A 23,641-nucleotide genomic window follows, 5' to 3' on the forward strand; every position below is an offset into this window, starting at 1 on the left:
GCCGCTGCCGGGTTGTGGCCCCGCAGGGGGGCCGTGCGTCCCCTACGGGATGTGTTCGGCCGGCCCCTACGGCGTCCGCCGCCGCGGCCCCGTGCGTCGCCGCCGCGCGACGGCCCCCAGCCGTGCCGCCTCCTCGGCCTATGCGCCACCCCTCGCGGCCGCGCCACCCCGGCGGCCCGTCCGCCAGCCCTCCCGGGACCGCCGCGCGCCCCCGGCGGCCCGTCCGCCAGCCCTCCCGGGACCGCCGCGCCACCCCTCCCGTTGGCCTGTCCGCCACCCTCCCGGGCCCGTCCCTCCCACCCCGGCCGCCCGTTCCCCTCAGGTCCCGCCCCTACGGTCCGTCCACCCCCAACTCCTGGGCCAGGACAGCCGCCTGTACGCGGCTGCGCAGGTCCAGTTTGGCCAGCAGCCGGCTCACATGCGTCTTGACGGTGGCCTCGGCCATGGCCAGCCGCAGGGCGATATCGGCGTTCGACAGCCCCCGCCCCAGGCACCCCAGTACCTCCCGCTCGCGGGGCGTCAGCGCGTCCAGGACCGCCGGGTCCGGGGCCTCGCCGTCCCGGGCGGGCCGCCGGACCGCGGTGCGCGGGCTCGCGAACTCCGCGATCAGCCGGCGGGTCACCGCGGGAGCGATCAGTCCCTCGCCGGACGCCACGGTGCGCACCGCGGTCAGCAGCGCGGCCGCGTCGCTGTCCTTGAGGAGAAAGCCCGCGGCGCCCGCCCGCAGCGCCCCGAAGACGTATTCGTCCAGGTCGAAGGTGGTCAGCACCAGGACGTCCGCCAGTTTCTCGGAGACCACCTGCCGGGTGGCGGAGACCCCGTCGAGGCGGGGCATCTGGATGTCCATGAGGACGAGGTCGGGGCGCAGCTCGCGGGCGAGCCGCACCGCCTCCTCGCCGTCCTCCGCCTCCCCGACGACCTCGATGTCGGGGGCGGAGCGCAGGATGAGCACCAGCCCGGCCCGTACGGCGGACTGGTCCTCGGCGACGAGAACCCGGATCGGCTGCGCGTCGGCGCCTGTCATCGTTGCTCTTCCTCCTCGGCGGCGGGCAGCGCTGCCCGCACCAGCCAGACTCTGCCGGCCGGCCCGCTCTCCGGGCCGGCCTCGAATGCCCCGCCCAGCAGGGCGGTCCGCTCGCGCATCCCGACCAGGCCGGTGCCGGAGCCGGGCGCACGGGGGCCTGGCCGGTCGGCGAACGGGCTGCGGACGGCGACGGTGAGCGCCCCGCCGCGGTCATGGGCCAGGCGTACCCGCACCTCGCCGGGCGCGGCGTGCTTGAGCGCGTTGGTCAGCGACTCCTGGACGATGCGGTAGGCGGCCAGCTCGACCGGTGCCGCCGGCCTGGGCGCGGCCCCGGGACCGTCCGGGCTCCTGGTGTCCTCCAGGACGAAGGTCAGTCCGCTGCTTCCGCCGCTCGTACGGGCCTGGTCGATCAGGGCGTCCAGCCCCTCCAGGCTGGGGGTCGCGGCGGGCTCCTCGTCCCCCTCGGCCGTCTTGGGGTCCCGCAACAGCCCGATGAGACGGCGCATTTCGGCCAGACCTTGCACGCTGTTCTCGCGGATCACCCCGAGCGCCTCGCGGGTCGCCGACGGGTCGTCGATGGCCTGGGCGGCGGTGGAGTGGATCGCGATGGCGGACAGGTGGTTGGCGACCATGTCGTGCAGCTCGCGGGCCATCCGCGCCCGCTCGCCGATCACGGCCTGCGTCCGGTCCCGCTCGGCGAGCAGCGCGATCTGCTCGGCCCGCAGCTGTGCGGCCTGCGCGGCGTCGCGGTGATTGCGGATGATGATGCCGGTCCAGGCCGGGGCGATGGCGATCAGCGCGATGCCGATGATGGCCATCACGACCTGCGGGTCCGGCCAGAGGGCGGTCAGTGCGATGGCCGCCAGGACCGTGACCAGGACGGAGTGCAGCGGGATCCGGCGGGCCGCGTTCGCCGGGCCGTAGAGCACCGCGGCATAGACCACGTCCGTGAACATCAGGACGGTGGCGACCAGGGTGCCGGCGCAGATGTCCAGCGCCAGCGCGGGTACCGCCAGGGCCAGCGCCGCCATCGGGGCCGTGCGGCGCATCAGTTCCGCCACCGCCATCGCGGTGAGCGCGACCAGGGTGAGCGAGGGGGGCAGCCCCAGACGGGAGGGACCGCCGTGCAGATTCATCGCCCAGAGCAGCAGCCCGCCGAGCAGACCGCCGCCCGCGATGAGCAGATCGAGGCGGTGCGGCCGGCCGGTGGCGGCGTGGGGTTGGGCGGTCACCCCTCCATCAAACACGGCCGCGGGGTCCGGTGCGTCCACGTCCGGGGCATCGCCGTAAGTCGTGCGCTACATCGAAAGATGCAGTCCCGGATCATCGCGCGCGACGACGTGACGGGCGGCGGCCGCTGGAAGGCTTGAGGTGTTCGGTGGAGAGCCCTGAAAGGAGACAGCCGTGATCGTCGTGCTGATCATCGCCTGCGAGGTCGGCTTCTGGGTGCTGCTGGCGCTCGGTCTGGCGCTGCGTTACCTGGCCAAGATGCCGCGCACCGGAGCGGTGGTGCTCCTGATGGAGCCCCTGCTGGAGCTGGTCTTGCTGGTCGTCACGGCGATCGACCTGAAGAACGGTGCGCCGGCGGACTGGAAGCACGGCCTGGCCGCCGTGTACATCGGCTTCACGGTCGCCTACGGCCACTACACGATCAAGTGGGTCGACGGGCACGTCGCCTACCGCTTCGCCGGCGGTCCGCGGCCGGTGAAGCGGTACGGACTCGACTATGCCAAGCACGAGGGGAAGCTGTGGCTGCGCACGGTGCTGATGGCCGTGGTCGCGTGCGGGCTGCTGCAGGCCGCGATCGCGTACGTCGGTGACGGCGGTGACACGACCTCGCTGCACGAGTGGCAGGGGACCGCGCTGAAGATCGTCAGCATCCACGCGGTGATCGCGCTGACCTACCTCATCTGGCAGAAGAAGGACCCGCGCGGCCGGACCGAGGTCCCCGAGGAAGCGCCCCGGCCGCAGCAGAAGACGCTTCGCTAGAGGGCCCGCCGGGCCGGCTGACGGCGGCTCAGCGCTCCCCGCCGGGCACCCACAGCACGTCTCCGACCTCCTTGTTGGCCGTACGGGCCAGGATGAACAGGAGGTCGGAGAGGCGGTTGAGGTAGGTGGCCGTCAGCGGGTTCATGGTCTCGCCGTGCTCCTCGAAGGCGGCCCAGGTCGAGCGCTCCGCGCGGCGGACGACCGTGCAGGCCTGGTGCAGCAGCGCGGCGCCGGGCGTACCGCCGGGGAGGATGAAGCTGCGGAGCTTCTCCAGTTCCGCCAGGAAGCGGTCGCAGTCCGCCTCCAGCTTGTCGACATAGCTCTGCTCGACGCGCAGCGGCGGGAACTCCGGGTTCTCCGCCACCGGCGTCGACAGGTCCGCGCCGACGTCGAACAGGTCGTTCTGCACCCGCAGCAGCACCGCCGCGACGTCCTCGGGGAGCGAGCCGAGTGCCAGGGCCACGCCGATCGCCGCATTGGCCTCGTTGGCGTCCGCGTACGCCGAGATCCGTGCGTCGGTCTTGGCGGTACGGCTCATGTCGCCCAGGGCGGTGGTGCCCTTGTCGCCGGTGCGGGTGTAGATGCGCGTCAGATTCACCATATGAGCGAGCCTACGCCGCCGACCTGCGGAAGGTCCGGGTGCAATAGGTCACGGACAGCGTGGCGGAGGCGAGCGCCACCAGGACGCCGTGGAGCATCGCCGGGGAGGAGTAGGCGCCGACGAACGCCGCCCGTACCGCGTCCACGAGGTAGCGCAGCGGCATGACGTGCGAGAGCACATCGAGCCACTCGGGCCCCAGCGCGATCGGCAGCATCAGCCCGGACAGCAGCATCGAGGGCATGGTGACGGCGTTGACGACCGGCCCGAACTCCTGCGGTGTGCTGACTTTCAGCGCCAGCGCGTACGACAGCGAGGCCAGCGCCGCGGTCAGCACGGCGACGAACGCGAAGCCGATGAGGACGCCGGGCAGCGGGGCCCGCAGCCCCATGGCGAGCGCGGCCAGCACCAGCAGCGCGGACTGGAAGACGAACAGTGCGGCGTCCCGCAGCACCCGCCCCAGCAGCAGCGCCAGCCGGCTCACGGGCGTCACCCGCATCCGCTCCACGACCCCGTACTGCTTCTCGACGATGATGCCGAAACCGCAGAACGAGGCGCCGAACAGGGCGAGTTGGAGCAGCAGCCCGGGGACCAGCACCTGCCAGGAGCTGCCGGGCGAGGACAGCGGCAGGCCGGTCAGCAGCGGGCCGAAGAACAGCAGGTACAGCAGCGGCATCAGGACGCCGAAGAGCATCTGGAGCCGGGAGCGCAGCGTCTGGCGGGCGTACCGCCCGAAGATCAGCGCGGTGTCGGAGAGGAACGAGGCCGCGGGGGACGGGGAGGACGAGGGCGAGGACACGTCGGGCTCCTAGACGGCGACGGGGGCCGGGTCGTGCGGCGTGGCGCCGCGCCCGGTGAGGGCGAGGAAGGCGTCCTGCAAGGACGCGTCGGGGGAGCCGGCGTGGCGGCGCTTGAGGGCGCGCGGGGTGTCGTCCGCGACCACCACGCCCTTGTCGACGATCACCAGCCGGTCGGCCAGCGCATCGGCCTCGTCGAGGTAGTGGGTGGTCAGGAAGACGGTGGTGCCGTGCTCGGCGCGGATCCGGCGGACCAGGTCCCACAGGTCGGCGCGGCTGCCCGGGTCGAGCCCGGTGGTCGGCTCGTCGAGGAACAGCACCCGGGGGCGGTGCGTGAGGCCCATCGCGAGGTCCAGCCGACGCCGTTGGCCGCCGGAGAGCGCGGCGGTCCTGCGGTCGAGCAGCTCCGCCAGTCCCAGGTCGGCGGCCAACTCCTCGGTGCGGGCCAGGGCTTCGGCCTTGCCGAGACGGTAGAGGCGGGCCTGGGTGACCAGTTCCTCCCGCACCGTGACGTGGGGGTCGACGCCGCCGGACTGGGCGACGTAGCCGGTGGCGCGGCGTACGCCCGCCGGATCGCGGACCAGGTCGCAGCCGGCCACGGTCGCGGTGCCGCCGGTGGGCGCCAGCAGGGTCGTGAGCATCCGCAGGGTGGTGGTCTTCCCCGCGCCGTTCGGCCCGAGGAAGCCGAGGATCTCGCCGCGCCCGGCGACGAGGTCGATGCCGCGGACGGCTTCGACGGTGCCGCGTTTGGTGGTGAAGGTCCGGGAGAGCCCGGACGCGTTGATGACTGGCATGCCCACAGAAAAACAGAGTCACTGAAAACTTGCAACGCCCCCAAAAATTCAATGGCCCCAGCGAAGGGTAGGGTGACGGCATGGCAGAGGGGCTCAGGGAGCGGAAGAAGCGGCAGACCCGCCAGTACATCTCGGACGTGGCGACCGGCATGTTCCTGGCGCGCGGCTTCGACGCGGTGACCGTCGCGGAGGTCGCCGAGGCCGCCGAGGTCTCCGTGAACACCGTCTACAACTACTTCCCGGCCAAGGAGGACCTCTTCTTCGACCGGAGCGAGGGCATCCTGGACCGGCTCTCGCGCTTCGTCCGCGGCCGCCCGGCCGGGGAGTCCGCAGCCGCCGCCGTGCTGCGGGAGCTGCGCGAGGAGGTGGAGGCGGTCTCGCCGCGGGTCGGCCTGATGGAGGGGTACGACCAGTTCATGCGCGTGGTGCACGGGGCGCCCACCCTCAAGGCCCGCCTCTGGTACCTGCAGCAGGAGATCCACCTCAACCTGGAGGAAACGCTCCGGAAGGAGACCGGCGCGGCGGCCGACGACCCGCTGCCGGGCCTGATGGCGGGCCAGATCGGCTGGGTGCACCAGAGTCTGATGGGCTGGATCTCGCAGCAGATGCTCGACGGCCGCAAGCCCGCCGAGGTCTCCCGGGAGGCCCTCGGTCTCCTCGACGAGATGGCGGACCTGCTGGGTGAAAAGGTCCTCAACTACGCCGTACGGACGACCGACTGACGGCGGACTGTCCGGTTCGCGCCCCGCCCGCGGACCCCGGCGGTGTGATGTCCGTCATCCGAGACGTGACGCGCATCTCTTACCCTCCAAACGATCGCTCACGACCGCTAACGTCACCCAGGACCGTCAAATGCACAGGGTGTGAGGGGACAGCAGTGGCAAAGAAGCTCGCCGTCATCGGGGCCGGACTCATGGGGTCCGGTATCGCGCAGGTCTCCGCGCAGGCGGGCTGGGACGTGGTCCTCCGCGATGTGACGGACGAGGCGCTGGCCCGGGGCAAGGGCGGCATCGAGGCCTCGTACGAGAAGTTCGTCGCCAAGGGCAAGCTGGCCGCGGCCGACGCCGAGCAGGCGCTGGCCCGCATCACCACCACGACCGACATGGAGGCCGCCGCCGACGCCGATATCGTCGTCGAGGCAGTCTTCGAGCGGATCGACGTCAAGCGCGAGATCTTCCAGACGCTGGACAAGCTCGTCAAGGACGAGGCGGTGCTGGCCTCCAACACCTCCGCCATCCCGATCACCAAGATCGCCGCCGCCACCTCCCGCCCGGAGCGGGTCGTCGGTGCGCACTTCTTCTCGCCGGTGCCGATGATGCAGCTGTGCGAACTGGTCCGCGGCTACAAGACCAGCGACGAAACCCTGGCCACCGCCCGGGAGTTCGCCGAGTCGGTCGGCAAGACCTGCGTCGTCGTCAACCGCGACGTGGCCGGCTTCGTCACCACCCGCCTGATCTCGGCGCTGGTCGTCGAGGCCACCAAGCTCTACGAGTCCGGCGTGGCCAGCGCCGAGGACATCGACACCGCCTGCAAGTTGGGCTTCGGCCACGCGATGGGACCGCTGGCCACCGCCGACCTGACGGGCGTCGACATCCTGCTGCACGCCACCGACAACATCTACACCGAGTCCCAGGACGAGAAGTTCGCACCGCCGGAGATCATGCGGCGAATGGTCGATGCGGGCGATATCGGGCGCAAGAGTGGGCAGGGCTTCTACAAGCACTGAGGCCGCATCAGCCCCATCGGACCGCTGGGGTCACCCCCAAGGGTGAATTCGGTATCGGTTCGCTTACAGGCGGCAACTTCGCCGCATGAGAGGCAGTCAGTTCTGTAGACGTCCAGGCGTCACCACCCATGACATCGGGGAGCGCATATGCACATCAGGGGCGACCACGCCGAGCTGGTCGTCGGGGGCCGCCTCGACGTCCGCAGCGCGGCGGACGCCCGTACGGCCCTGCATGCCGCCGTCGACTCCGGTCGGGGCGATCTCGTGCTGGACCTGACCGAGCTGGATTCCTGGGACGCCACCGGCCTCGGCGTGATCATGGGCGCGCACCGCCGCGCCGGCCGGGTGGGCCGCAGGCTGGTGCTGCGCGGCGTGCCGCCCCAGATGCAGCGCCTGCTGGTCGCCACCCGCCTGCACCGCATCCTCGCCATCGAGGGCGGCATCGAGGCGGAGTCGCTGCCCCGGGTGTGAGACGGGCGCGGCGACCGCACCCGGGTCCCGCGCCCAGGCCGGGGCGTCCTCCGGGCGATCAGGATCGCGCCCGGAGCATGACGAAAACCGAAGAGCCGGGCGACAGAAATGTCGCAAACCGCGCGATTCCGACCAATCAAGGAAGTTCCGGTCAGGACCGGCCCCCGGCGGTGCACCGGCCCGCTCTCCAGGTCTATGGTTCGGTTCCCGCCCGTATGTCGTCATCCGCGGCGGGCACCGGACCAGACGCGACGGCTGAGGACGACCTGCCGGAGCCGGGGGAGTGCGGACGGCCGGAAGCGCAGTCGGCACGCCAGATCTGGGAGCTTGCAGCATGGACCCGAACAGCCACCGGGGACCTGAGGAGTACGGCGAGCAGGGCGGTCCTGCCGAGCCGCCGGCCCCCGCCCCGAGCGGCACGCGCAGCGGCTCCGGCGGCCTCGCCCGCGTCGTCCGGCTCGTCTCGGGCCCCTACCTCGTCACCGTCAACCCCGTCGACGGCAGCGAAATAGAACCCTGCCCGCCCGGCGAGCGCCCCGAGGCCCCCGGCAGGCTCGACCCGCAGGAACGCGCCGCGGCCGCCCGCGCCGCCGCGCCCCCGGTGCCGCCCGGCCCGCCCGGGTCCACCGGACAGCAGACCGTGCTCGAAGAGCGCACCGAGGACACCGAACGCCTGGTCCGGCTGCTCTCCCGCGGCCGCTCCGTCCGTGTCACCGGTCCCTCCGGCTCGGGCCGCACCCGGCTCCTGGACGCCGTCGCCACCGCCTGCGCCGACCTCGCCCCCGACGGCGTCATCCGGCTCTCCGGGTACCACCGCACCACGACCGACCTGCTGCACGCGCTGTTCACCGCCGTGTACCGGGCCCCGCAGCACCGCCCCGACCGGCCCGAACTGCTGCGCATGGTCGCCGAGATCGGCGCCATCGTCGTCCTGGACGACCTGGAGTTCGGCGGCGCCGCGCTCGACGAGCTGCTCGACGCGACCCCCGAGTGCGCCTTCCTGATCGCCGCCACCCCCGACGTCGCGGCCCCCAGCCCCGGCTCCCACCTCGAAGAGGTCTTCCTCGGCGGCCTCGGCCGCGCGGCCTGCGCCCGGCTGCTGGAGCGCGCCGTGGACCGGCCGCTCACCGACGACGAGGAGGCCTGGGCCGCCGACCTCTGGTTCGAGTCGGAGGGGCTGCCGCTGCGGTTCGTCCAGGCCGCCGCCCTGCTGCGGCAGCGCGACCGGCTGCAGGCCGGACCGGGCGCCCTCGACGACGGCTACGGCCTCTTCCCCGAGGAGGGGGCGGCCGCCGCCGGCCGCACCGGGGAGCCCGCGGAGCAGGCCGAGGAGCCCGGCGAGCGGGCGGAGGTGCCGTTGCCGTCCCTCGGCGACGCCGCCGCCCCCGCCCCGCTGCTCGCCTCGCGGCTGGGCGACGCCGCCCAGGAGACGCTGCGCTTCGCCGTCGCGCTCGGCGGCGAGCTGCCCCACCAGGCGCATCTGCCGGCCCTCGCCCAGGACACCCACGCCGACGCCGCCCTCGGTGAGCTGCTGGACTGCGGCCTGATCACCCCGGTCGGCAGCCACTACCGGCTCGCCGCCACCGTCCAGGACCAGCTGGAGGCGGCCGGCTACACCGAGGGCGCCGCCGCCCGGGCGCACACCGCCGCCCAGCACTACGCCTGGTGGGCCGGCCACCCCTCGGTCACCCCCGAGCGGGCCGCCGCCGAGTCCGATGTGGCGCTGGCCGCCATGGGCGTCCTGACCGGCAGCCGGGAGAGCGGGCACGCCAGCGCGGCCGTCCTGCTCGCCCGTACGGCCGCCCCGGCGTTCGCCGCCGCCCTGCATTGGAACGCGTGGGAGCGCAGCCTGCGGCACGGGCAGGAGGCCGCGCGGCTGGCCGGGGAGGTCGCCGAAGAGGCCTACTTCCACCACGAGCTGGGCGTGCTGGCGCTGTGCACCGGCAGTCTCGACCGGGCGCGCGCCGAACTGGAGGCGTCCATCGGGCTGCGCGGGGTGCTCTCCGACCGCAACGGCGCGGTGGCCGGACGACGTGCCCTGGCGCTGGTCACCGACCGTTCGCGGGCCGAAGCCGCCGCGGCGGCCACCACGGTGCTCCCGCAGGCGGCGGGCGCCGGCGCCCGGAAACCGGAGATGGCGAAGGAGCCGGCCGGCACGCCGCGCGACACCGCCTCGACCGCCGCGCTGCGGGCGGCGCGCGCCGAGGAGGCGGCGGCCACGATCGTCGCCCGGGGCGCCTCGGCGGCCGCCGCCACCACCGCCGTCCCGGTCGCGGCCGGCGGCGGCACCACGGCCGGCAAGGGCGCCCGGCGGGTGTTCGGCGGGGCGCGCCGCAATGCCGTGGCCGCGGGCGCCGGTGCGCTGCTGGCGGCCGTCCTGGGCACCGTCGTCACCCTCGGGGCGACGGGCGGCGAACACCCCCACGACGACAAGGTCAGCACGGAACAGACCACCGACGACGGCGACAGCGGCGAGCTGCCGGCCGAGGAGCCGGCGACCGGCTCCAGCCTGCCGCCCGCCGGCCCCGGCACCACCCGGCCCGGCACCCCCGTCCGGTCCGCGAGCCCGTCCCCGTCGGCCAGCGGTTCCGCCGGCAGCGGCTCGCCCACCGACCCCAGCACCGGGCCCACGGACCCGACGACCGGCCCGACCGAGCCGACCGGGCGGCCCACCACGCCCACCGGCCGGCCGACCCATACGCGTCCCCCGACGGACGAGCCGACGGACCCTACGCCGACGGACCACCCGACCGACCCGTCGCCGGATCCGACGCCCACCGCCGACCCCGGCACGGGCAAGCCGACGACCCAGAGCCCGTCCCAGTCGGCCGCCAACCCCTCCGGCAGCTCCTCCGGCGGCAGCGGCACCACGCCCTCCGACGGCAGCGGCACGGCCCCGTCCGGTGGCTCACCGGCGACGGGCGGCGGCACACCGTCGGACGGCTCGCCCTCCACCACGCAGAGCGCCCCGGCCGGCTGACGGTCCGCAGCACACAGCGCGGGGGCCCGGTACGTGTGTACCGGGCCCCCGCGCTGTGTGCGGCCGCCCCTCGGGCCGCACCGGGTCAGAACAGCCGGAGCTTGTCGTCCTCGATGCCGCGCAGGGCGTCGTAGTCCAGGACGACGCAGCCGATACCGCGGTCGGTGGCCAGGACGCGCGCCTGCGGCTTGATCTCCTGCGCCGCGAAGATGCCCTTCACCGGCGCCAAGTGCGGGTCACGGTTGAGGAGTTCGAGATAGCGGGTGAGCTGCTCGACACCGTCGATCTCACCACGCCGCTTGATCTCGACGGCGACGGTCTGGCTGTCGGCGTCCCGGCACAAGATATCCACCGGGCCGATGGCGGTGGGGTATTCACGCCGAATCAGCGAGTATCCCTCGCCCAAAGTTTCGATCCGGTCCGCGAGCAGCTCCTGGAGGTGCGCCTCCACCCCGTCCTTGATGAGCCCCGGGTCGACGCCGAGCTCGTGCGAGGAGTCGTGCATGACCTCCTCCAGGGTGATGATGAGCTTCTCGCCCCCCTTGTTCTCCACCGTCCACACATCCCCGTCGCCCTCCTTGAGAGTGCAGGGCGGCGACATCCAGTTGAGGGGTTTGTAGGCCCGGTCGTCCGCGTGCACGGAGACGGAGCCGTCCGCCTTCACCAGGATGAGGCGAGGGGCCGAGGGGAGATGGGCGGTGAGCCGGCCCGCGTAGTCCACGGAGCAGCGGGCGATGACGAGACGCATGGGGCGAAACGCTACTCGACCGGAGGCCCCCCACGCGATTCGCCCTGGATCACCGGACCTTTACGGGGGAAATCCCCGCACCCCCGGCGCTCGCCAATGGCCGGTTGTATGTGCAATCTCCTGGTGCGGGCCTCTTGCGCGGCATACCGTTGCAGCGGGGGGTTGTGAGGCGAACACGCTCCGTCGCAAAGCCCCTAGTCCCGTCCCTAGGCCCTGTCCGTCCCGGCGGGGCCGCGAGAGGAGAACCTCATGTCGCTCGACGTCTCACCGGCCCTCCTCGAACAGGCCGAGCGAGGCGAGGTCGACGAAGCCGCATTTGTCGACTGCGTCCGGACCTCCCTGCCCTATGCATGGGGGATGATCAGCTCTCTGGTGGCCCAGCTGAAGGTGGACGGCGGAGAGTTCGCCGACAATCAGACGCCGCCGCCGGACGAGCAGGCACGCGGCCAGCTGCTGCGCGCGCTGGCGAGTGACGCCATCCGTGGTTCGCTGGAGCGCCACTTCGGTGTGCGGCTCGCCTTTCAAAACTGCCACCGTGTCGCGGTTTTCCCGCTCGACCCGGTGGTGGACGACCGACTGGCCCGCTTCACGTCCATCCGGGGCCAGCTGCTGAACCAGTCGCCCGAACTCCGCGACTGCTGAACGACGTTGCTGCCGCTGCGCACACGGTGGTGACACGCACCGTGCCGGTGCGCCAGCGGCAGCACCACTCACCGGAGGACGGTTCCTCCCCAGTACGGCGCCGCACGTTCGCGTCGCGGACCATGCCACCCGCCCACGGTTCCCGCCTGCCGTCCGCCGTACCGGGCAGCCCGTTCACCCCACCTGCGCCAGCACCTCCGTGCCCAGCCGGCGGACGTTCTCCTCCGTCGCCGCGAGATCGCCGGAGCCCTCGACGAGCAGCGCGAAGCGCGTGATGCCCGTACGCTCCGAGGTCGCCGCCAGCCGGTCCGCGCAGAGTTGCGGCGTGCCGACGGGATGCAGCCCGCACAGCAACTCCGTGTACGCCAGCGGATCGCGCATCGCGCGATAGCGGCCGTCGACCGTCACATGGGCGCCCAGCCCCTGCCGCAGCCAGCCGGGCATCGCCTTCGTCAGGGTCTCCCGCGCGGCCTCGCCGTCGTCCGCGATCTGCACCACGCCGGCCGAGACATGCGCGGCCGCGGCCACCTCGTCGCCGTCCAGCCCGGCCTCCCGCGCGGCCGAACGCCACAGCGCGACCATCTCCGCCTTCTCCTCGTCGCCGCAGTGCATGCCCAGCAGCATCGGCAGCCCGCGCGCGGCGGCCGTGCGCACCGACGCGGGGGAGGTGCAGGCGACCACCACCGGCGGTCCCGGAGGACCGGCCCCCGGATCGTCGGGGTGGAGGAGCGCCTCCGCCGGACGCGGTACGACCGCCACCTCCCGGAACGTATAGCGCTCGCCCTGCGCGCCGACGCGGGGCTCCCGCAGCCAGCGCATCAGCAGATCGAGCGATTCCGGGAAGCCGTGGTCGTACGCGTCGAGTCCGGAACCGAACACCTCCAGATCGACCCAGGGGCCGCCCCGGCCGACGCCGAGCGTGAACCGGCCCTCGGAGGCGAGGTGCAGCAGTGCCGCCTGCTCACCGAGTGCCACCGGATGCTGGGTGGGCAGCACGCTGACCGCCGTGCCGACACCGATCCTGCGGGTCCGCCCCAGCAGCAGCCCGGCCAGCGTCGCCGCGTTCGGGCAGACGCCGTAGGGTACGAAGTGGTGTTCCGCCAGCCAGACATCGTCGAGTCCGGCCTCCTCCGCAACCTCCGCGGAGCGCACCGCGCGGTGCAGTGCTTCCCCCTGTCCCTGGCCGGGGAATTGAGCGGCCAGGATGAAAGCCCCAACGCGCATCGCTCTCTGCCTCCTCGCAGCCGACGCGACTCCCCAACAGGCAACAACGTCTGACACGTGCCAAGGGCACGGCCTGACGCGAAATTTCCTGATGATCGCAGAATCCTGCCGAGCGGAGTCCACCCCTGACCGCGCCGCGTACGCTGGTGACAGTCCGTGACTCCGTACCTATCCGAGGTGTTCTGTGTCCCCGCGCCGAAACCGCCAGCACGGCGGTGCGAACCCCATCGACCGCCCGGGCGGTGACCGCTACGGCAGGCCGGGGGCGCCTCCCCTCGGCGGCGGCTGGGAGACCACCGAGGAGTGGCGCGGCGAGGACTGGGTCGTGCGGCCCGTCGGGGGCGGCGGCGCGGCCAAGCACTACCGCTGCCCCGGCTGTGACCAGGAGATCCCGCCCGGGATGCCGCATGTCGTCGCCTGGCCGCAGCACGGCGACGTCGACGACCGCCGGCACTGGCACAAGGCCTGCTGGAAGGCGCGCGACCGCCGCGGCGCACGGCTCCAGCGGTCCCGGAACGCGCCCCGGTACTGAACAGAGCCCGCCCCGGCACCCCGGACGGGGCGGCGGGACGGGCTCTGCGGGGGAGCCGTGGGCGCGGCGTCAGACGTCGCGCTGCAGCATCGCGGCGTAGGCGCCGCCCAGCGCCACCGCGGTCACGCCGGCGAGGATCCACACGGGGGTCCAGCCGGACGGGCCGGTGCTGAGGAACGGGATGTCGTACAGCGCCGCGAGGGCGCTGGGGACCGAGTACTCGATCAGGGTCCGCTGGACGTCCTTGAGGCTCTCGCCCTGCAGGAACAGCGCCAGCAGCATCGGCAGCAGCACCACGCCCATCATCGTGCTGATGGCGCCCGCCGAGTGCCGCAGCAGCGCGCCGACGGACAGCGCCAGCAGACCGAGCAGCGCGACGTACAGCCCGGCGCCGAGGGTGGCGCGCAGCCACTGGTCGGTGGTCGGCGCGGGACCGTTGAGCATCGCGCTGTCGAGCAGGGCGACCACGGTGGTGGCGATCGTCGTGAGCACCAGCGCGAGGGTGAAGAAGACGAGCGCCTTCGCGGTCAGCAGCCTTACCCGGCTGGGGCTCGCGGTCAGCGTCGTACGGATCATGCCGGTGCCGTATTCGGACGAGATCGACAGCACCCCCAGGGTGATCACGCACAGGCTGCCGAGCAGGACGCCGACGAAGCCCACGCCGAGCAGCGGGTCCATCTCGCGGTCGGACCCCGCCGCGAGGGAGGCCAGCAGCCCGATGCCGACGATCAGCAGGAGCATCACGCCCAGCGTCCAGATCGTCGAGCGCACCGAGCGGATCTTCGTCCACTCGGAGGCCAGGGCATGGCCGAGGTGGGTGGGGCGCACGGGGATGGGCGAGACATAGCCGCCCGGGCCGCCGGCGTAGGCCTGCTGGGGGTGCGGGGGGACGGCCGGCTGCGGGGCCTGGGCCTGGGCCTGGGCCGGGGGCTGCTGTGCCTGGAGCATCATCGTGCCGGCGTCCTTGCCGGGTCCGTGTGCCGCGAGCGGCTGGGGTGCCTGCTGGGCCTGGAGCATCATCGTGCCCGCCTCCTTGGCGGGCGCGGGCTGCTGCGCCGGCGGCTGCTGCGCCGGCTGTTCCGGGGCGGCGGGCGGCGCCTGGGGCGGGGTGCCCTGCTGCGCCGGCGGGGCGGTGGGCGGCATCGGCGGCGCGGCCGGCACCGGCTGCTCCTGCGCGCCGGTGTCGTGGGGTCCGCGCTCAGGCTGCGGCTGGGGCTGCGGCTGCTGAGGGCTGGTCATCGGGCTTCCTCGTGGTGCGGCATGGGCTGGTCGGCGGGGGCGGCGGGCGCCGCGGGCGGCATCGGCGCGGCGGGCTGGTGCCCGTACGGGTGAGGCGCACCGTAGGACGCGGGTGCCCCGTACGGGTGACCTTGGGCCTGCGCGGGCGGCGGGTAGCCCGGCCCGGGAGCGGCCCCGGGCGCCTGCTGGGCGTACGGGTCCTGCTGGGCGTACGGGTTCGGCTGCCCCTGGGGGACACCGGCCGGAACCTGGCCGGGCTGACCGGCCGGGTGGCCCGGGCCGCCCGCCATCCCCTGGGCGTACCCGGCGGGGGCGCCCGGCAGGCCGCCCCGCGGGTCGCTGGTCGAGCGGTAGTCCACGGCGCCCTGCGTCATCCGCATGTACGCCTCCTCCAGCGACGCCTGGTGCGGCGACAGCTCCCACAGCCGGACCTCGGCCCGGTACGCGAGCTCGCTGATCCGGGGGAGCGGCAGGCCGGTCACCCGCAGCGCGCCGTCCGGCTCGGGCGCGACCTGCCCGCCCGCCTCGCCGAGCGCGGCGGTCAGCTTCTCGCGCTGCTCCGGCTCGGTGTCGGGCGTGCGCACCCGGGCGAAATCGGCGGAGTTGGCCGAGATGAAGTCCTTGACCGGCATGTCCGCCATCAGCTGACCGCGGCCGATCACGATCAGGTGCTCGGCGGTCAGCGCCATTTCGCTCATCAGATGCGAGGAGACGAAGACCGTCCGGCCCTCGGACGCCAGCTGCTTCATCAGATTGCGCACCCAGAGGATGCCTTCGGGGTCGAGGCCGTTGACGGGCTCGTCGAAGAGCAGCACCTGCGGATCGCCGAGCAGTGCCGCGGCGATGCCCAGCCGCTGGCCCATGCCGAGCGAGAAGCCCTTGGAACGCCGCCCCGCGACGTCCTGCAGACCGACCACCCCGAGCACCTCGTCGACCCGGCGGGCCGGGATGCCGGACAACTGGGCGAGGGAGAGCAGATGCTGGCGCGCGCTGCGCCCGCCGTGCACGGCCTTGGCGTCCAGCAGTGCGCCCACCTGGCGCGAGGCGTTGGGGAGGCTGCGGAAGGGGCGGCCGCCGATGGTGGCCCGTCCCGAGGTCGGTGCGTCCAGGCCCAGGATCATGCGCATCGTGGTCGACTTGCCGGAGCCGTTGGGCCCCAGGAAGCCGGTCACCGTGCCCGGCCGTACCTGGAACGACAGGTTGTGCACGGCCGTCTTGGCGCCGTAGCGCTTCGTCAGGCCGACTGCCTCGATCATTCTCCGCCCCTCGCGAGATGGTCGGGGCAGAGGCGCCCTCGTGCCCCCGTGAGGGTTAGGAGGCTATCCGGCGGTTGACGGTTCCCGTCAATTCCCCCAGTTCCCCTCGCCCCGCCGGGCCGCGGCTCTGCCGTCCCGCCGGGCGGGCTGCCCCGGACGCGGCCGGGAGTGCGCCCGGCCGGTCAGGCGTCCCGCCGCTTGAGGACCACGTAGCCGCCGACGAGCGCCGCGGCGGTCCAGGCGATCATGATGGCCAGCCCGCCCCACGGGCCGTACGGCACATCGCTGTTGGCGGGCGTCACCACCTGCATGATCTTCGAACCCGCCTGGTCCGGCAGAAAGCGTCCGATCTTCTGGGTCGCCGGGACATTGCCCAGGATGTTGGAGATGAGGAAGAAGAACGGCATCAGAATGCCGAGCGACAGCATCGGACTGCGCAGCATCGTGGCCACGCCCATCGAGAACAGCGCGATCAGCGTCATATAGAGCCCGCCGCCGATCACCGCGCGCAGCACGCCCGGATCGCCGATGTACGCCCGCAGGTCGCCCAGCACCGTCTGCCCGGCGAAGAACGTCACAAAGCTGGTCGCCAGGCCGACGACGAAGACCAGCGCGGTGGCCACCAGCAGCTTGCAGAACAGAAAGGTGCCGCGCTGCGGTACGGCCGCCAGCGAGGCGCGGATCATGCCGGTGCTGTATTCGTTCGTCACCACCAGCACACCGAAGACGATCATCGCCAGCTGGCCCAGCCCCATCCCGGCGAAACTGATGTTGGTCGCGTCGAACGCCAACCGGGCCCTGGCCGGCATCGAGTTGAAGTCGCTGCTGGTCAGGCTGCAGATCAGCACGCCGACCCCGATGGTGACCACCACGGCGATGCCCAGCGTCCACACCGTGGACCGCACCGACCTGATCTTGGTCCACTCCGACCGAATGACCTGCCCGACCGCCGCCATCCGTCAGCTCCTCTTCTTCTTCTGCCAGTCCGCACCCCAGCCGGTCGGCTGCGGCTCGCCCGGCCGCGCCCCGGCCGCTTGCGGTTGTCCCGGGTGCTGCATCGCCGGCGGCCCTCCGGCCTGCGCCGGCACCGGTTCGCCGTCGTGCGCGTGGTACTCCACCGACTCCGCCGTCAGCTGCATGAACGCCTCCTCCAGGGACGCCTGCTGGGGGCTCAGCTCATGGAGCACCAGCTGATGCCGGGCGGCCAGTTCGCCCAGCCGCTCCGCCGGCACCCCGTCGACCTCCAGCGAGCCGTTGCCGGCCGCCACCGCCTGCATGCCCTCGGCGTGCAGCAGATCCAGCAGCTTCTCCTGCTCCGGGGACCGCATCCGCACGTACGACCGCGAGTTCTGGCGGATGAACTCCTTCATCGAGGTGTCCGCCATCAGCCGGCCCTGCCCGATCACGATCAGGTGCTCGGCGGTCACCGCCATCTCGCTCATCAGATGCGAGGAGACGAAGACCGTCCGGCCCTGGGCCGCGAGATTCTGCATGAGGGTGCGGATCCAGTGGATGCCTTCGGGGTCGAGGCCGTTGACGGGCTCGTCGAAGAGCAGCACCTGCGGATCGCCGAGCAGCGCCGCGGCGATGCCCAGCCGCTGGCTCATCCCGAGCGAGAAACCCTTCGTCCGCTTCTTGGTGACCGTGGTCAGCCCCACGGTGTCCAGCACCTCGCCGACCCGCCTGCGGGGAATGCCGTTGCTCTGCGCCAGGCACAGCAGATGGTTGGCGGCGCTCCGGCCGCCGTGCACCGCCTTCGCCTCCAGCAGCGCCCCGATGTACGTCAGCGGGTCCTGCAGCTGCCGGTAGTGCTTGCCGTCGATCCGGACCGTGCCCGACGTGGGGTTGTCCAGGTCGAGCATCATCCGCATGGTCGTCGACTTGCCCGCGCCGTTGGGCCCGAGAAAACCGGTGACGATGCCGGGCCGCACCGTGAAGGTGAGGTGGTCCACGGCGACCTTGTCGCCGTAGTGCTTGGTCAGCCCCTCGAGCTCGATCATGTACAGCACGCTAGGCGCGCTCCCTGGCCCCTGCCACCGGGGCGGGGCCGCCCGGCTGACCCCCCGTACGCACCGCGCCCCCACACCGCCGCAGAGGCGGTACGGGGGCGCGGGACCGTTTCGGAACCTGCCTGGGGGGACCTCCCAGCGATAGCCGGGGGAGGTCAGCGGGTCTGCTGGGCGGGGACGCCGTGGGAAGCGGTCTCGTCGTCGCCCGGGGCGCCGGCCGCGGCCACCGCCGCGCCGGTCAGCGTGGCCAGCATCTCGCGGACGTTGGTCAGCTGGGCGTTGATCGAGTCGCGGCGGTTGGTCAGCGCCGCCAGCTCGCGCTCGGATTCGCTGCGGATACGATCCGCCTTCGCGTTGGCGTCCGCCACGATGTCCTCGGCCTGACGCTGCGCGGTCTCCACCGTCTGGCGGGCCCGGCGCTCCGCGTCCGTGCGCAGCTTCTCGGCCTCCAGGCGGAGCTGCTCGGCGCGGTGCTCGATCTCCGCGAGGCGCTTCTCGGCCTTGGCCTGACGCGAGGCCAGGTCGCGCTCGGACTGCTCACGGCGCTTGGCGAGGTTGGTCTCGAAGTCGGCCGCGGCCTGCGCCGCCTTGGCCCGGGTCTCCTCGAAGAGGGAGTCCGCCTCCTCGCGCTTGGACTGCGCGTCCTTCTGCGCCTCGGCACGCAGCGCGGCCGCCTCGCCCTTGGCCTTCTCGACGATCCGGGAGCCCTCGTCCTCCGCCTTCGCCTTCCGGTCGGTGGCGAACTGCTCGGCGTCGTTACGGACCTGCTGGGCGGCCGACTCGGCCAGCTCGCGGTGCTGCTCGGCGGCCCGGCGGGCCTCCTCGCGCAGATCCTTCGCTTCCTCTTCGGCGAGACGGAGGATCTTCTCCACGCGTGCTCCGAGGCCCGCGTAGGACGGTTCGGCGTCATTGACCTGCGCCTGGGCGTTCTGCGTCTCGAGGTGCAGCTCCTCGATCCGCTTTTCCAGCGACGTGATGCGGGCCAGCGCGCTGTCGCGGTCGGCGACGAGCTTCGTAATGCGGTCGTCCACCTGACCGCGGTCGTACCCACGCCGCACGAGCTCGAAGCCGAAGGGGGAGGAAGTGTCGCTCATGGGGTTCCTGTCGAAGAGACCGGTGAGGTGATAAGGAGAATCCTAGGGGTCACAACGGCGTGTCATCGAGTCATTGCCCGTTTGATCTGGAGAATGACCCCTCATTTGAGTGGCTACCCTTCAGACTGCTTGCCACTCGAACGAGTTGCCCCCGCGCCCGCGGCCGCCTTCACCCCGCCGCCCTTGCCCTCCCCGTTTCCACCGGGTCCCTCGAACGACTCCAGGGCCTCCAGCACGTCCTGCACGCGGGAGATTTCGGCGTTGATGTCCTCCCGCCGGCGCACCAGGACCTCCAGCTCCCGCTTGCCCTCGTCCACGATCCGGGCGGCCTCCGCCTCGGCCTCGGTGCGCATCCGCTCCGCGTCGCGCACCGCCGCGGCCTTCTTGTTCTCCGCCTCCTTGATGAGGCCCTCGGCCTTCTTCACCGCCGAGATCCGGACCTTGCTCGCCTCGCTGTTGGCGTCCGCCACCATCCGGTCGGCCTTCTCCTCGGCCTCCACCTGCTGGGCCGTGGCCTGCGCGATGAGCTTGTCGACCCGCTCGCCGGCGTTCTTCATCGTCTCCGCGGACTCCCGGCGGGCCCGCTCGTGCAGCTCCTCGACCTCGGACTCGATCCGCTGGCGCAGCTCCTCGGCGCGCTCCCGGATGCCGGTGGCGTCGCGGCGGGCCTCCTCCAGCAGCGTGTTCGCGTCGGCGCGGGCCTTCTCCACCCGGGCATTGCCGTCCGACGTCGCCTCCGCCAGGAGCCGGTCGGCCTCCTTGCGGGCCGCGCCGACCATCGTGTCGGCCTGCTCCTCGGCGGCGGTGGCGGCCTTCAGCGCCTCCTCCTGGGCCTTGGCGACGAGCTGGTCCGCCTGCTCGGCCGCGTCCCCGCGGCGCTTGGCGGCGTCCTTCCGTGCCTCGTCGAGGAGCTGGTCCGCCTCCTGCTGCGCCTGGGCGCGGGTCCGCTCGGCCGCCGCCTCGGCGTCCTCCTTGATCTTCGCGGACTCGGCGCGGGTACGGGTGGCGTGCTCCTGCGCGGCGGTGACCGTCTCGGCCGCCTCCGCCCGCAGCCGGTCCGCCTCCGCGGTCGCCGTCGCGGTCATGCGGTCCGCCTGCTCCCGGGCATCGGCCCGGGTGCGGTCCGCGTCCCGCTCGGCGTCCGCGGTCGTCTCCGCCGCCTCCGTGCGCAGCCGCTCCGCCTCGGTCGCGGCCTCCGACATCAGCTGATCGGCCTGCTCGGCCGCGTCCGAACGCGTCTTGTTGGCCGCCTCGCGCGCCTGGTCGCCGGTCCGCTCGGCGTCCAGACGGGCCTTCTCCAGCGTCTCGGCCGCCTCGGCCCGCAGCCGGTCCGCCGCCTCGGTCGCCTCCGCCACCAGGGCCTGTGCCTGCTGCTCGCCCTCGGCCCGCAGCCGCTCGGCGGCCTGCTGGGCCTCCCGGACCGTACGGTCCGCGTCGTCCTGCGCCGACGACGTCAGCTCGGTCGCCTCGGTGACGATCCGTTCGGCCTCCGCGCGCGCCTCGGTGACCAGTCGGTCGGCCTGCTCGGCGGCGTCCGAGCGCATCCGGTTCGCGTCGTTGCGCGCCTCCGCACGGGCCCGCGCCGCGTCCTGCTCGCCCGCGGCCAGCGCGTCCGAGGCGTCGGTGCGCAGCTGCTGCGCCTTCGCCGTGGCGTCCGCGACCAGCTTCTCGGCCTGCGCGGTCGCCTCCGCCACCAGCCGGTCGGCCTGCTCGGCGGCCTCCGTACGCGCCGAGTCGGCGTCCCGGCGCGCCTCGTCGAGCACCCCGGCGGCTTCCGTGCGGAGTGCGTCGGCCTCCTCGATGGCCTCGGAAACCGCCCGCTCCGCCAGGGACTTCGCGGCCTCCGTGGCCTCCTGGGCCTCCTGCCGCGCCCGCGCCGCGTCCTGCGAGGCGCGCTCCCGCTCCTCGTAGGCGTCCTTGCGGACCCGGTCCGCCTCGTCCTGCGCCTCGGCCTTGGTGCGCTCCGCGGCGTGCTCGGCCGCCGAACGCAGCCCCGCGATCTCCTCGCCGGCCTGCTCGTGCAGCCCCGCGACCGCGTCCCGCACCTGCTGCGCGGTCTGCTCCGCCGTCGCCACCAGCTCGCCCGCGCGCCGGTCCGCCTCCTCGACCAGCCGCTCGGCTTCCTCCTGCGCCTCGCCCACCCGGGTACGGGCCGACGCCAGCAGCTCCTCGCTCTGCTCGCGCGCCGCGGTGCGCTCCTGGTGGGCCTCCTCGCGGGCCTCGCCCAGCAGCTGCTCGGCCTCCCGGCGCCGCCGCGCGGCCTCCTCCTGGGCAGCGGCCAGTGCCTGCGCCGCTTCCGCGCCGGTGCGCTCCGCGGCCGTCGCGGCCTCGGCGCGCACCCGGTCCGCGGTCTCCTGCGCCTCCGACTTCAGCCGCTCCGCCTCGGCCGACGCCTCGCCGCGCAGCCGCGTCGCCACCGACTCGGCCTCGGCGCGGGCCGACGAGGCGTCGGACGCGGCCTCGTCGCGCAGCCGCTCGGCCTCCTCCTCGGCCTGCTGCTGCAGCGTCCGGCGCCGCTCCGCCGACTCGGCCTTGAGCCGGGCCGCGTCCTCCTGGGTCTCCCGGCGCAGCCGTTCCGCCTCCGCGCGGGCGTCGCGCAGCGTCCGCTCGGCGGCGGTGACCTTCTCCTCCGCCTCGCCGTGCAGCCGGTCCAGCTCGGCCTGCGCGCCGGCCCGCAGCTCCTCCGCGGCCGCTTCGGCCTCCGCACGCAGCCGCGCGGCGGACTCCTCGGCCTCGGTGGTCACCATCTCCGCGGCCTGGGCGCCCTCGGTGAGCAGCTCCTCGCCCTCGGACCGGGCCCGCTCCAGCGCCTCCTCGGCCTGCCGGCGCAGCGCGGTGGCCCGCTCGATGGCCTCCGTCCGCACCCGCTCGCTCTCCGCGACGGCGCCCGAACGGGTCTCCTCGGCATCGGCCTTGGCCTTGCCCAGCAGCTCCTCGGCGGACCCGGCCGCCTCCTCGATCTGCTGGACGGCCTCGCGGCGGGCCTCGCTGCGGATCCGCTCGCCCTCGGCGACCGCGTCCGCGCGCAGCTGCTCGGCCTCGCCGCGCAGCCGCCGCGCCTCCTCCTGGAGTTCGGCGGTCTTGGCGCGGTACTCCTTGGTGTCGTCCTTCGCCGCGCCCTTGAGCTGGGCCGCGGTGTCATGGGCCTCTTCGCGCAGCCGGTCCGCCTCGGACTCGGCCTCGCTGCGCAGCCGTTCGGCCTCCTCCGCGGCCGCCTTGGTGGTGGCCTTGGCGTCCTCCGAGGCCTTGTTCAGCACCTCCTCGGCGGTGCGGGCGGCCTTCGCCAGCTGGGCCGCGGCGTCCTCCGACGCCTTGGAGCGGGCGGTCTCCTCCGCCTCGGCGATCAGCCGGTCGGCCTCCGCGCGGGCGTCCTCGCGCAGTTGCTCGGCCTCGGCCTTGAGCGCCTCGGCGTCCTTGGTGGCCTCGCCGACCAGCCGGGCGATCTCCGCCTTGGCCGTACGGGTGCGCTGCTCGTTGTCCGACTCGGCCGCCGTCAGCCGCTTGGTGGCGCTCTGCTGCGCCTCCTCGACCAGCTTCTCGGCCTCGGCGCGGGCGTCGCGCAGCGCCTTGTCCGCCTCCTGGACGCGGGCCTCGGCGGTACGGGTCAGCTCCGCGGCCTGGCGGCGGGCCTCCTCCGACTCGGTGCCGACGCTGGTCCGCAGCTGCTCGGCCTGATCGGTGGCCTCCTGGGCCTGGTTGGAGGCGGCGTTCAGCAGCCGTTCGGCGTCCGTGCGGGCGCGGCGCAGGATGCTTTCCGCTTCGGCGCGGGCCTCCTCGGCCTCGGTGCCGAGCCGCTCGCGGGCGCGTTCGGCCAGCCGCTGGGCCTCGGCCCGCGCGGCCGACAGCGCCTGCTCGGCCTCCCGGCGGGACTCCTCCATCAGCCGGCGGGCCTGCGACTCCGTCCGGGCCCGCAGCTGTTCGGCCCAGGCGACGTTCTCGTTGACGTGCGACTCGACGGTCTGCCGGCGCTCGTTGAGCTCCTCGTCGAGCCGCTGGCGCCGGGTGACCGCCTCGGCGTGCAGCTCGGCCTCCAGCCGGGACTGCCGCTCGGCCTGCTCCTGCAGCAGCCGCTGGGTCTGCGCCCGTGCCTCGCGCAGCTCGCGCTCGGCGTCCGTACGCAGTTGGTCCGCCTGGATCTGCGCATTGCGCAGCAGCTGCTCGGCCTGATGACTGACGTTGTCGTAGGCAGGACGGGTCGCGAGGTTGCGGCGCGCCTCATGCAGCTTGGCGCGCAGCACCTCGACCTGGTAGCCGAGGTCGTCGGCGTGCTGGACGGCCTTGTCCCGCTCGCTCTTCAGCCGCTCCATCTCGGCCTCGAACTGCGAGAGGTGGTCGTCAGCCTCGTAGCGGTCGTTGCCCCGCACTGCGCGGTCCCATCCGTCCCCTGGTCATGGTGGCGGCCGTCTCCGGTCCTGCGGTGCTCGTCCCGTACACGTCACGTCGTACCGGACTCGCGCCCATCGGAGCTGACCCTTCCGAAGAAATGGTGTCAGATCATCGGCAGAGTATGGACCGAGC

20 protein-coding genes are annotated in these 23,641 nt (G+C 73.3%); 7 read left to right on the forward strand and 13 right to left on the reverse strand.

Annotation, left to right across the window (positions count from 1 at the left end):
• Positions 1-331: 331 nt before the first annotated feature.
• Complete coding sequence (locus tag AB0411_RS25280) at positions 332-1,024, reverse strand: response regulator transcription factor (protein ID WP_366419558.1); 693 nt, start codon at positions 1,022-1,024, stop codon at positions 332-334.
• A complete protein-coding gene (locus tag AB0411_RS25285) occupies positions 1,021-2,256 on the reverse strand; it encodes a sensor histidine kinase (protein WP_366419559.1) in 1,236 nt (411 codons plus the stop codon). Before AB0411_RS25285 ends, AB0411_RS25280 begins: the two co-directional genes overlap by 4 nt.
• Positions 2,257-2,428: 172 nt before the next feature.
• Here AB0411_RS25285 and AB0411_RS25290 point away from each other — a divergent pair, with 172 nt between their 5' ends.
• Positions 2,429-3,013: a hypothetical protein gene (locus AB0411_RS25290; protein WP_366419560.1), complete on the forward strand. Its 585-nt coding sequence runs from the start codon at positions 2,429-2,431 to the stop codon at positions 3,011-3,013.
• Positions 3,014-3,041: 28 nt separating this feature from the next.
• On the opposite strand, the gene AB0411_RS25295 is transcribed toward AB0411_RS25290, so the two are convergent.
• From AB0411_RS25295 to AB0411_RS25305, 3 genes are read right to left on the reverse strand one after another with little or no spacing between them, the layout of a single operon-like run.
• A complete protein-coding gene (locus AB0411_RS25295; protein WP_366419561.1) occupies positions 3,042-3,614 on the reverse strand; it encodes a cob(I)yrinic acid a,c-diamide adenosyltransferase in 573 nt (190 codons plus the stop codon).
• Between the two features lie 10 nt (positions 3,615-3,624).
• Entirely contained in the window at positions 3,625-4,410 is a 786-nt protein-coding gene (locus AB0411_RS25300; RefSeq protein ID WP_366419562.1) for an ABC transporter permease, read from the reverse strand.
• 9 nt (positions 4,411-4,419) lie between these two features.
• Positions 4,420-5,202, reverse strand: a complete 783-nt coding sequence (locus tag AB0411_RS25305) for an ABC transporter ATP-binding protein (RefSeq protein WP_366419563.1) — start codon at positions 5,200-5,202, stop codon at positions 4,420-4,422.
• 80 nt (positions 5,203-5,282) lie between these two features.
• On the opposite strand from AB0411_RS25305, the gene AB0411_RS25310 reads away from it, so the two are divergent.
• The 4 genes from AB0411_RS25310 to AB0411_RS25325 all read left to right on the forward strand — a co-directional run bounded on the left by AB0411_RS25310 (position 5,283) and on the right by AB0411_RS25325 (position 10,379).
• The gene (locus AB0411_RS25310) at positions 5,283-5,924 is read left to right on the forward strand and encodes a TetR/AcrR family transcriptional regulator (RefSeq protein ID WP_366419564.1); all 642 of its coding nucleotides are present in this window, start codon (positions 5,283-5,285) and stop codon (positions 5,922-5,924) included.
• Positions 5,925-6,079: 155 nt separating this feature from the next.
• The gene (locus AB0411_RS25315) at positions 6,080-6,928 is read left to right on the forward strand and encodes a 3-hydroxyacyl-CoA dehydrogenase family protein (protein ID WP_366419565.1); all 849 of its coding nucleotides are present in this window, start codon (positions 6,080-6,082) and stop codon (positions 6,926-6,928) included.
• A gap of 147 nt (positions 6,929-7,075) precedes the next feature.
• Entirely contained in the window at positions 7,076-7,399 is a 324-nt protein-coding gene (locus AB0411_RS25320; RefSeq protein ID WP_086718276.1) for an STAS domain-containing protein, read from the forward strand.
• Positions 7,400-7,733: 334 nt separating this feature from the next.
• Positions 7,734-10,379, forward strand: coding sequence for an ATP-binding protein (locus AB0411_RS25325; RefSeq protein ID WP_366419566.1), 2,646 nt, complete (start codon positions 7,734-7,736; stop codon positions 10,377-10,379).
• 85 nt (positions 10,380-10,464) lie between these two features.
• Here AB0411_RS25325 and nucS read toward each other — a convergent pair whose 3' ends face one another.
• Positions 10,465-11,127, reverse strand: coding sequence for an endonuclease NucS (nucS, locus tag AB0411_RS25330; protein WP_366419567.1), 663 nt, complete (start codon positions 11,125-11,127; stop codon positions 10,465-10,467).
• Between the two features lie 249 nt (positions 11,128-11,376).
• Between nucS and AB0411_RS25335 the strand changes: the two genes are divergently transcribed.
• Positions 11,377-11,769: an SCO5389 family protein gene (locus AB0411_RS25335; RefSeq protein ID WP_030080104.1), complete on the forward strand. Its 393-nt coding sequence runs from the start codon at positions 11,377-11,379 to the stop codon at positions 11,767-11,769.
• A 174-nt stretch (positions 11,770-11,943) separates the two neighbouring features.
• Here the strand turns inward: AB0411_RS25335 and AB0411_RS25340 are convergent, their stop codons facing one another.
• Positions 11,944-12,993 carry an LLM class flavin-dependent oxidoreductase gene (locus tag AB0411_RS25340; RefSeq protein WP_366419568.1) on the reverse strand — a complete coding sequence of 350 codons (1,050 nt, stop codon included), beginning with the start codon at positions 12,991-12,993 and terminating at the stop codon, positions 11,944-11,946.
• A 184-nt stretch (positions 12,994-13,177) separates the two neighbouring features.
• On the opposite strand from AB0411_RS25340, the gene AB0411_RS25345 reads away from it, so the two are divergent.
• Positions 13,178-13,525, forward strand: a complete 348-nt coding sequence (locus tag AB0411_RS25345) for an ATP/GTP-binding protein (RefSeq protein WP_366419569.1) — start codon at positions 13,178-13,180, stop codon at positions 13,523-13,525.
• Between the two features lie 69 nt (positions 13,526-13,594).
• Here AB0411_RS25345 and AB0411_RS25350 read toward each other — a convergent pair whose 3' ends face one another.
• The 6 genes from AB0411_RS25350 to scy all read right to left on the reverse strand — a co-directional run bounded on the left by AB0411_RS25350 (position 13,595) and on the right by scy (position 23,487).
• The gene (locus tag AB0411_RS25350; RefSeq protein ID WP_366419637.1) at positions 13,595-14,473 is read right to left on the reverse strand and encodes an ABC transporter permease; all 879 of its coding nucleotides are present in this window, start codon (positions 14,471-14,473) and stop codon (positions 13,595-13,597) included.
• Between the two features lie 287 nt (positions 14,474-14,760).
• Complete coding sequence (locus AB0411_RS25355) at positions 14,761-16,020, reverse strand: ABC transporter ATP-binding protein (protein WP_366419570.1); 1,260 nt, start codon at positions 16,018-16,020, stop codon at positions 14,761-14,763.
• 182 nt (positions 16,021-16,202) lie between these two features.
• Entirely contained in the window at positions 16,203-16,976 is a 774-nt protein-coding gene (locus AB0411_RS25360; protein WP_366419571.1) for an ABC transporter permease, read from the reverse strand.
• A gap of 3 nt (positions 16,977-16,979) precedes the next feature.
• Positions 16,980-18,020 (reverse strand): ABC transporter ATP-binding protein, encoded by a 1,041-nt coding sequence (locus AB0411_RS25365; protein WP_366419572.1) that lies wholly within the window; start codon positions 18,018-18,020, stop codon positions 16,980-16,982.
• Between the two features lie 164 nt (positions 18,021-18,184).
• Complete coding sequence (locus tag AB0411_RS25370) at positions 18,185-19,123, reverse strand: cellulose-binding protein (protein ID WP_366419573.1); 939 nt, start codon at positions 19,121-19,123, stop codon at positions 18,185-18,187.
• A 113-nt stretch (positions 19,124-19,236) separates the two neighbouring features.
• Positions 19,237-23,487 (reverse strand): polarized growth protein Scy, encoded by a 4,251-nt coding sequence (gene scy, locus AB0411_RS25375; RefSeq protein WP_366419574.1) that lies wholly within the window; start codon positions 23,485-23,487, stop codon positions 19,237-19,239.
• Positions 23,488-23,641: the final 154 nt, after the last annotated feature.

The sequence above is a fragment of the Streptomyces angustmyceticus genome (genome assembly GCF_040701845.1).
Lineage (GTDB): Bacteria > Actinomycetota > Actinomycetes > Streptomycetales > Streptomycetaceae > Streptomyces > Streptomyces angustmyceticus_A.